General features: G+C 27.6%; 7 protein-coding genes. All 7 read left to right on the top strand.

What is annotated here, in order from left to right; translation table 11 throughout:
• On the top strand, positions 1-347 hold a 347-nt coding region (locus J7G74_RS02225; RefSeq protein ID WP_297131325.1), incomplete at its 5' end, for a hypothetical protein.
• 261 nt (positions 348-608) lie between these two features.
• Positions 609-1,643 (top strand): YecA family protein, encoded by a 1,035-nt coding sequence (locus J7G74_RS02230; protein WP_297131328.1) that lies wholly within the window; start codon positions 609-611, stop codon positions 1,641-1,643.
• Positions 1,644-1,925: 282 nt separating this feature from the next.
• Positions 1,926-2,303, top strand: coding sequence for a hypothetical protein (locus tag J7G74_RS02235; RefSeq protein ID WP_187295120.1), 378 nt, complete (start codon positions 1,926-1,928; stop codon positions 2,301-2,303).
• A 192-nt stretch (positions 2,304-2,495) separates the two neighbouring features.
• On the top strand, positions 2,496-4,097 hold the full coding sequence (locus J7G74_RS02240) for an NAD(P)/FAD-dependent oxidoreductase (RefSeq protein WP_297131334.1): 1,602 nt from the start codon (positions 2,496-2,498) through the stop codon (positions 4,095-4,097).
• Between the two features lie 159 nt (positions 4,098-4,256).
• Entirely contained in the window at positions 4,257-5,879 is a 1,623-nt protein-coding gene (locus J7G74_RS02245; protein WP_297131337.1) for a Na/Pi cotransporter family protein, read from the top strand.
• A 207-nt stretch (positions 5,880-6,086) separates the two neighbouring features.
• The gene (locus tag J7G74_RS02250; protein ID WP_297131340.1) at positions 6,087-7,433 is read left to right on the top strand and encodes a glucose-6-phosphate isomerase; all 1,347 of its coding nucleotides are present in this window, start codon (positions 6,087-6,089) and stop codon (positions 7,431-7,433) included.
• Positions 7,434-7,597: 164 nt separating this feature from the next.
• A partial coding sequence (locus J7G74_RS02255) for a S1C family serine protease (protein WP_334299731.1) occupies positions 7,598-8,328 on the top strand: 731 nt, incomplete at its 3' end.

An 8,328-nucleotide genomic window follows, 5' to 3' on the forward strand; every position in this document is an offset into this window, starting at 1 on the left:
AAAAAACAAAACTAATGGAAACTGATAACTTAACATATAAGGGAGATTGTAGCGATGATGATATGGATTATAGTAATGATATAGTAATAAAAATAATAGAAAAAATAGACCCAAGTATAGATATTAAGTTTGTTAATAAGCTTGATATAGTTGAGGATAATACCTCTTATTATAGGGTTGAGTTAAGTATGTCAGGAAATTTAGATAAAATTAAAAATATAGAAACTATATTAAATAATATGAATCTAAACTATAAAATAGAAAATATGGAGATAAAAAATCCATCTAATGAAAATGGAGATAAAGAAAAATATGTTGACTGTATAATGACGTTTAAAGTCATATAAAGGCACAACGTAAATTAAATATTGATGAATTAGGGATTTTTGATAAAAAATAAAAGAAATCGTAGTACGATAGTTAATAAATTAAAAAGGATAATAGTCTATTTTCTAGAAAAATATTATTAGAGTATGGAATAAAGAAGAAAATATATGTATAAGAAATAATAAAATGAAATAAAGATCAATGTGATAGATAAAGTAAATTTATAGCAAAAAATCAAGTATAAAATCCATATCTAAAAAAATTAAAGGAGTGAAGATAACTTGATAGGTAGAAATGAACTGTGTCCTTGTGGTAGTGGTAAAAAGTATAAAAAATGTTGTCTACAAAAAAATAAACTAATTGAGATTACAAAAAATAAAACTCTATATGCTAAAGGATTGTATAAAAATATAGAAAATAAAATAAATGAATATTCAAGAAAAGAAATATTTGGTAAGGAATTAAATAGATGCAAAGATAAGTTTTATATATCAGATAATACAGATATAAAAATAAATAAACTATTTAATACATACTTTATATATGATTTTATAACTTCAAGTAATAAAAGGTTAATTAATTTATTTATTGATGAAAATCAATTTACTTTGAATAAAATTCAAAAGAATATATTGAGAGGGATATTAAAATCTAATATTAGTTTATTTAATGTTGAACAGACAAGTATAACAAAGTCAATAGTAAGGGATTGTTTTACTGATGAAAGAATAACTATTGAAGATATAGATTTATTTAATAATTTTAAATCTGGCCAAAATATAATAGCAAGGTCGGTAAATATACAAGGAATGAATATATTAGTAGACTACTGCATAGGATTATCTGATGAAAATTTACATATAATAGTTGATAATATTAAATCTATATATGAAAAACAGAATAAGGATTTCAAAAATATAAAAGAGTTTTTATTAAATAACAGTGACTTAATATATCAATTTACGCAGCAAATATTACTAAATGATGCATCGTATATAGTTAAACCATTGAATGTAAATAATGAACTTAATGATAACGAAGAAGAAAACATACAAAAAGAAGATAGTATAGATATATGTAGCATATTAAAAAATAATATAGAGGAAAAATATTTACAAAAGAGTATAGATTTATGGAAGGCATTTACAGATATGCGCAAATCCATAAAAGGTAGTGAAAATGGTTGGGCAGCAGCCATAGAATATTATATTAAAAAGGATGCTGGTGAAACCATAACTCAAGTTGAAATATCTAAGAAATATGAAATTAGTCCTCGTACATTAGGTAAGAGATATAAAGAATTAAGAGCATCTTAGAAAGTTATTGAGGAACATGATTAAATATAAATTTATGAAGAAGATAAAAATACTATCAAGCTAATTATTCGATAGTATTTTTTAATTGTAAGGAAATTATATGTTATCTGCTTTGTAGATAACATATAATTTCCAACTTTGTTACTTGAGCAACGGACGCAGTCGTTGGCGACATGAGCGAAGCGAATTTTTTATTTTTAGTTAAAAAGTTGTAAAAAAAGGTTTTAATATATTAAAAAGATGATAAAATAATACATATACAATAGAGAAAGAGGTAAAAATATGAGTCTTAGTTTAGGAAATGGAATTGCAGTATCAACTAACTTTATAAAATCAAATCCAGCAGTACCGGTGTATAATGGAGAGGAAAATCCTAATAACTTATATGCGGTTATTTATCATATAGAAATAGGATACAACGAAGGTAAAGAGCAAAAAGTAAAACAATACATAATAATTGACTATAAAGACTTTGATTTATCTTCAGATAAGAAAAATGAATTATTTGACGTGGCTAAAAAATACTGTGAATTAAAAAATATACCAGAAGGAGATCAATTAGAAATCACATTATTAGATAATGATGAAGCTGAAGACTTCTTAGAAAAGGTATTTAATAATATGAAAGTTATAAGAGGTCTTATTACTAAAAGGGACTAGTAGTATTTATTGCTAAAAATAAATAATAATCTAATTATGAAATCAAAGGCTTTGGAAAATTCCTAGCTTTTGATTTTTTAATTGTTAAAATACATATTATTTCTACTAAAATAATTTTTATGTCTAGAGATTATTTTTAGTGGTAAATATATTAAGGTAGATATAAATAACTATATTTAAAGGAGGAAAATTATGCTAAGAGTATCGAATATAAAAATTAATATTGATGATGATAAATCTAAGATAGTAAAACATTTATTAAATAAATTAAAAATAAAAGAAAGTGAATTAATAAAATATCATATATATAAAGAGTCTATAGATGCAAGAAAAAGAGGAAGAATTGATTTTGTTTACACTGTTGATGTAGAAGTTAAAAACGAAGCTAAAATAGCAAAAAAAGGGTTAAAAGATGTTGTTGAAGTTAAGCAACCTCACTACATAGGAGTTAAATGTGGGGATTCTAAGGTAAATCATAGACCGATAATAGTTGGAAGTGGACCAGCAGGATTATTTGCTGCATTAGTGTTAGCTCAAAGAGGATATAATCCGCTTTTACTTGAAAGAGGATTAGATGTAGATCAAAGAACAAAAGATATTCATAATTTCTGGACAAATAGAGTATTTAAAGGAAATTCAAATGTGCAGTTTGGAGAAGGAGGAGCAGGGACTTTCTCTGATGGAAAACTTACTACAAGAATCAAAGATATAAGATGTAGGAAGGTACTTGAAGAACTTGTAAATTTCGGTTCACCTGATGAAATATTATATTCTCATAAACCTCATGTGGGAACAGACATACTTAAAGATGTTGTAAAAAATATAAGAGAAGAAATTAAAAGGCTTGGTGGAGAAGTAAGATTTAATGCACAAGTTACAGATATAAAAATTGAAGACGGAAAAATAAAATCGGTAATAGTAAATAATAAAGATAAAATAGATGCTGAATGTGTAATATTTGCAGTAGGTCATAGTGCGAGAGATTCTTATGAAATGCTTTATAGAAATGGTGTAAAAATAATTCAAAAACCATTTGCTATAGGTGCTAGAATAGAGCATCCTCAAGAATTAATTAATAAAACTCAGTATAAAGAATTTTACAACCATCCAAGATTAGGGGCAGCAGATTATAGGCTTATAGAGCATACATCGAATGGTAGAACAGCATATTCCTTCTGTATGTGCCCAGGTGGAACTGTTATAGCATCTGCATCTAATGAGTTTGAAGTAGTGACTAATGGTATGAGTGAGCATGCTAGAGACAAAGTGAATGCTAATAGTGGATTTTTAGTCAATGTTGTGCCTGAGGATTTTGGTAGCGATCATCCTTTAGCAGGTATAAGGTTCCAAGAAAAATATGAAAGATTAGCTTATGAATTAGGTGGTAAGAATTATAATGCTCCGATGCAATTAGTAGGAGACTTTTTAAATGATAGAAGAACGACTGATATAGGAAAAGTACAACCATCTTACCAACCAGGGGTTACAGGAAGTGATTTAAGAGAATGTTTACCAGAGTTTGTTATTAGCTCTATGAAAGAAGCCTTAGTATCACTAGATAAAAAATTAAATGGATTCTCTATGTATGATGCAGTACTTACTGGTGTTGAGACTAGATCATCAGCTCCAGTGAGAATAGTAAGAGATGAGAACACATTACAGTCAGTAAGTACACAGAATTTATATCCTTGTGGCGAAGGTGCAGGATACGCAGGAGGAATAGTAACAGCTGCAGTTGATGGTATTAAATGTGCCGAAAAAATCATTGAGGTATACGCTCCTATTGTTAAATAAATTTAACAATTAAGTTACATTGAAAAAATTTTTAATAATTATTTATGATATAATAAATATGCGCTTAATTATAAATATATACAAAGGAAAAATTTTTACTTAAACAGGAAATTAAAAAAGAATGACTAAAGGAAAAACAGTAATTAAGGAGGAATACAATTGGAAATCATCATAAGCATCATGGGTGGACTAGGTTTATTCTTATTTGGAATGAATCTTATGGGAGAAGCCCTAGAAAAAGCAGCTGGAAATAAGCTTAAAAAGATAATAGAATTGCTTACTAGTAATATATTTATGGGAGTTCTTGTAGGAACACTAGTAACAGCTGTTATACAAAGTTCAAGTGCTACTACAGTAATGGTTGTAGGATTTGTAAATGCTGGAATAATGACTTTACCTCAAGCAGTTGGGGTTATAATGGGTGCTAATATTGGTACAACAGTAACAGCGCAGTTGGTGTCATTTGATTTAAATGGACTAGCACCTGTAGCATTAGGTATAGGTATAATTCTATACTTATTTGGAGGAAAGGCAAAAACAAAACATTTTGCAGAAGTTTTAATAGGATTTGGTATATTATTTACTGGTATGGACTTCATGAAGGAAGCAGTTAAACCATTGGTTGAATATCAAGGATTTACAAATGCATTGCTTACTTTTGGTAAATATCCAATACTAGGATTACTATTAGGATTTGGTATTACTGCTATAATTCAAAGTTCAAGCGCATCAATGGGTATGCTAGTTGTATTAGCGTCTCAAGGGTTAATACCATTACAAGCAGCTTTACCAATACTATATGGACAAAATATAGGTACTTGTATTACTTCTTTACTTTCAAGTATAGGTGCGAGTATAAATGCTAAAAGAGCAGCAATGATACATTTAATATTTAATATACTTGGTACAATAATATTCTTATTATTCTTAAATAAGATAGTTGTTATGGCTGTAACATCTGCTAATCCAGATAATGTTGCTAGACAGATTGCTAATGTTCATACTATATTTAATATAGCTTCAACATTAATCTTATTACCATTCCACAAATGGATAATTAAATTAGCTAACAAATTAGTACCAGATACACATTCTGAAGATGACGATATGAAAGTTGTAAAATATATAGATGATAGAATAATAGAGACACCTTCGATTGCTTTAATAAATGTTCAAAAAGAAACGCTTAGAATGGGTGAAAAAGCAAAAGAAAGTTTAAATTCAGCAATGAAAGGTATAATGGATAAATCTGAAAAAGATATATCTAGTTCTTTGAAGAAAGAAAAAATGATAAATGAGTTACAAAAGACTATTTTAGATTATTTACTTAAATTATCAAAGGCACCATTAAATGATGATTCTAGAGAGACAATAGATTCACTATTTAATACTGTAAATGACATAGAAAGAATCGGTGATCATGCTGAAAACTTAGCAGAGTTAGCAGCGAGTAGTATGATGAATGATGTTAAATTCTCAGAACATGCAAAGACTGAACTAAATGATATGTACAATAAAGTTTTATCAACATATACTTATGCCTTAGAATGTATGAAAACATCAGATGTAGATTTAGCATGCAAAGTAATAAAAATGGAAGAACAAGTAGATGCTATGGAGAAATCATGTAGATTAAATCACATGAGAAGATTAAATAATAATTTATGTAATATAGATACAGGTATTATTTATTTAGAAATAATAACTAATTTAGAAAGAATATCTGATCATGCAGTAAATATAGCTCAACAAGTTATATCACAAAATATTCAAGATAAATAAAAAATGTAAACACCTTAAAAATTATTATTTTTAAGGTGTTTTTGTTTTAAAAAAGTAAGTACTAATACTTTAGATAAACTTCATATATAAAAAAATTATATATAAATATCAAAAATTCCAATGATTTATTGTTATTTTTATAACGTAAAAAAAATACTTTATGTTATAATTTTCAATATAGACAATATGAAACAAGGGAGTAAAATTATGAGTAAAGTTAATTTTAATTATAGTAAAGCATTAGGATTTTTTAATGAAGAAGAAGTAAGCGCAGTTCAATCTTATGTTAATGTGGCACATGAGATGTTACATAATAAAACTGGTTTAGGAAATGATTTTTTAGGATGGGTTGATCTTCCTAATGATTATGATAAGGAAGAATTTGATAGAATAAAAAAAGCTGCAGAAAAAATTAAATCAGATTCAGATGTATTAGTTGTAATAGGTATAGGTGGTTCTTATTTAGGGGCAAGAGCTGCTATAGAAAGTTTAGGACATTCATTTAGAAATAGTTTAACTAAAGAAGTAAGAAAAGCTCCAGAAATTTATTTTGCAGGAAACAATATAAGTCCAACATACTTAATGGATTTAATAGATATAATAAAAGATAAAGATGTATCTTTAAATGTTATATCAAAATCAGGGACTACTACAGAGCCAGCTATAGCATTTAGAGTTCTTAAAGAGTTCTTAGAAAATAAATACGGAAAAGAAGAAGCTAAGAAGAGAATATATGCAACTACTGATGCTAAAAGAGGGGCATTAAAACAATTAGCTACAGAAGAAGGATATGAGACATTTGTAATACCTGACGATGTTGGAGGTAGATTCTCTGTATTAACTGCTGTTGGTTTATTACCTATAGCAGCTGCTGGATTAGATATAGATGCAATGATGAAAGGTGCAAATGATGCTCGTGAAAAATTCTCTACATCTAATTTACAAGAAAACGACTGTTATCAATATGCAGTAGTAAGAAATATATTGCATAGAAAAGGTAAAGATATAGAATTATTAGTAAACTATGAACCTAATTTACATTATGTAAGTGAATGGTGGAAACAATTATTCGGAGAAAGTGAAGGAAAAGACCAAAAAGGTATATTCCCTGCTTCAGTAGATTTCTCAACAGATTTACATTCAATGGGACAATATGTTCAAGATGGGAAAAGAATATTATTTGAAACAGTTTTAAATGTGGAAGCTCCAAAAAGAGATATAGAGCTAAAAGCTGAAGAAAATGATTTAGACGGACTTAACTACTTAAGTGGAAAAACTATGAATTTTGTTAATGAGAAAGCATGCCAAGGTACATTATTAGCTCATACAGATGGACAAGTTCCTAATTTAATTATCAACGTACCAGCATTAGATGAGTATAATTTTGGATACTTAGTATACTTCTTTGAAAAAGCTTGTGGAATAAGTGGATATTTATTAGGAGTTAATCCATTTAATCAACCAGGAGTTGAAGCATATAAGAAAAATATGTTTGCTCTTTTAGGTAAACCAGGATTTGAAAAAGAAAAAGAAGAATTAGAAAAAAGACTTTAGAAATTAAGGTTTAATTAAGATTAAAATATTATAATGAAATCATCATAAGAGAATTATAAAACTTATGGTGATTTCTTTTTTTAGTTTTAAAATAATAAATTAAAATAATAATATGTAAATAGATATAATTTTAAAATTAAAGGTTTATTTTGTTAGGAGGAGAAATAATGTTTAGAAAAAAAGGTATAGGATTAATTGTTATTGTTGCAGTTATATGTTCAATATTAAGTTCATTTTTAACTGTACTTGTATTAAAAAATAATTTAAATTTATCACTTGGTTCAACACAAAATCAACAGATAAAAATAAATAGTGATGGAAAAAGTACTAATGTATATCAAGCAGTTACTGAGAAAGCAATGCCATCTGTTGTAGGTATTACAACTACGGTAATGAGTACAGATAATATGTTTTCTATTCCTACAGAATCAGAAGGTGTTGGAACAGGTATTGTAGTTGATGCTAATGGATATATACTTACTAATTCTCATGTTGTTTCAGATGGTGAAGCAAAAACTGTTAATGTACTATTTAATGATGGTTCAACTGAACAAGGTGAAGTACAGTGGCATGATTCACAATTGGATTTAGCTATAGTTAAAGTTAACAAAACAGGTCTTAATCCAGCAGAATTAGGAGATAGCGATAAAGTTACTACTGGTGATTTGGCTATAGCTATAGGAAACCCTCTTGGATTAGATTTACAAAGAACAGTTACTCAAGGGATAATAAGTGGATTAGATAGAACAATTAAAACATCTCAAGCTACTATGACAGGTCTTATTCAGACTGATGCTAGTATAAACTCTGGAAATAGTGGTGGACCATTATTAAATGAAAATGGGGAAGTAATTGGAATAAACACAGCTAAAACTTCTGAAGGTGAGAGTTTAGG

The organism is Terrisporobacter sp. (assembly GCF_017888745.1).
Taxonomy (GTDB): domain Bacteria; phylum Bacillota; class Clostridia; order Peptostreptococcales; family Peptostreptococcaceae; genus Terrisporobacter.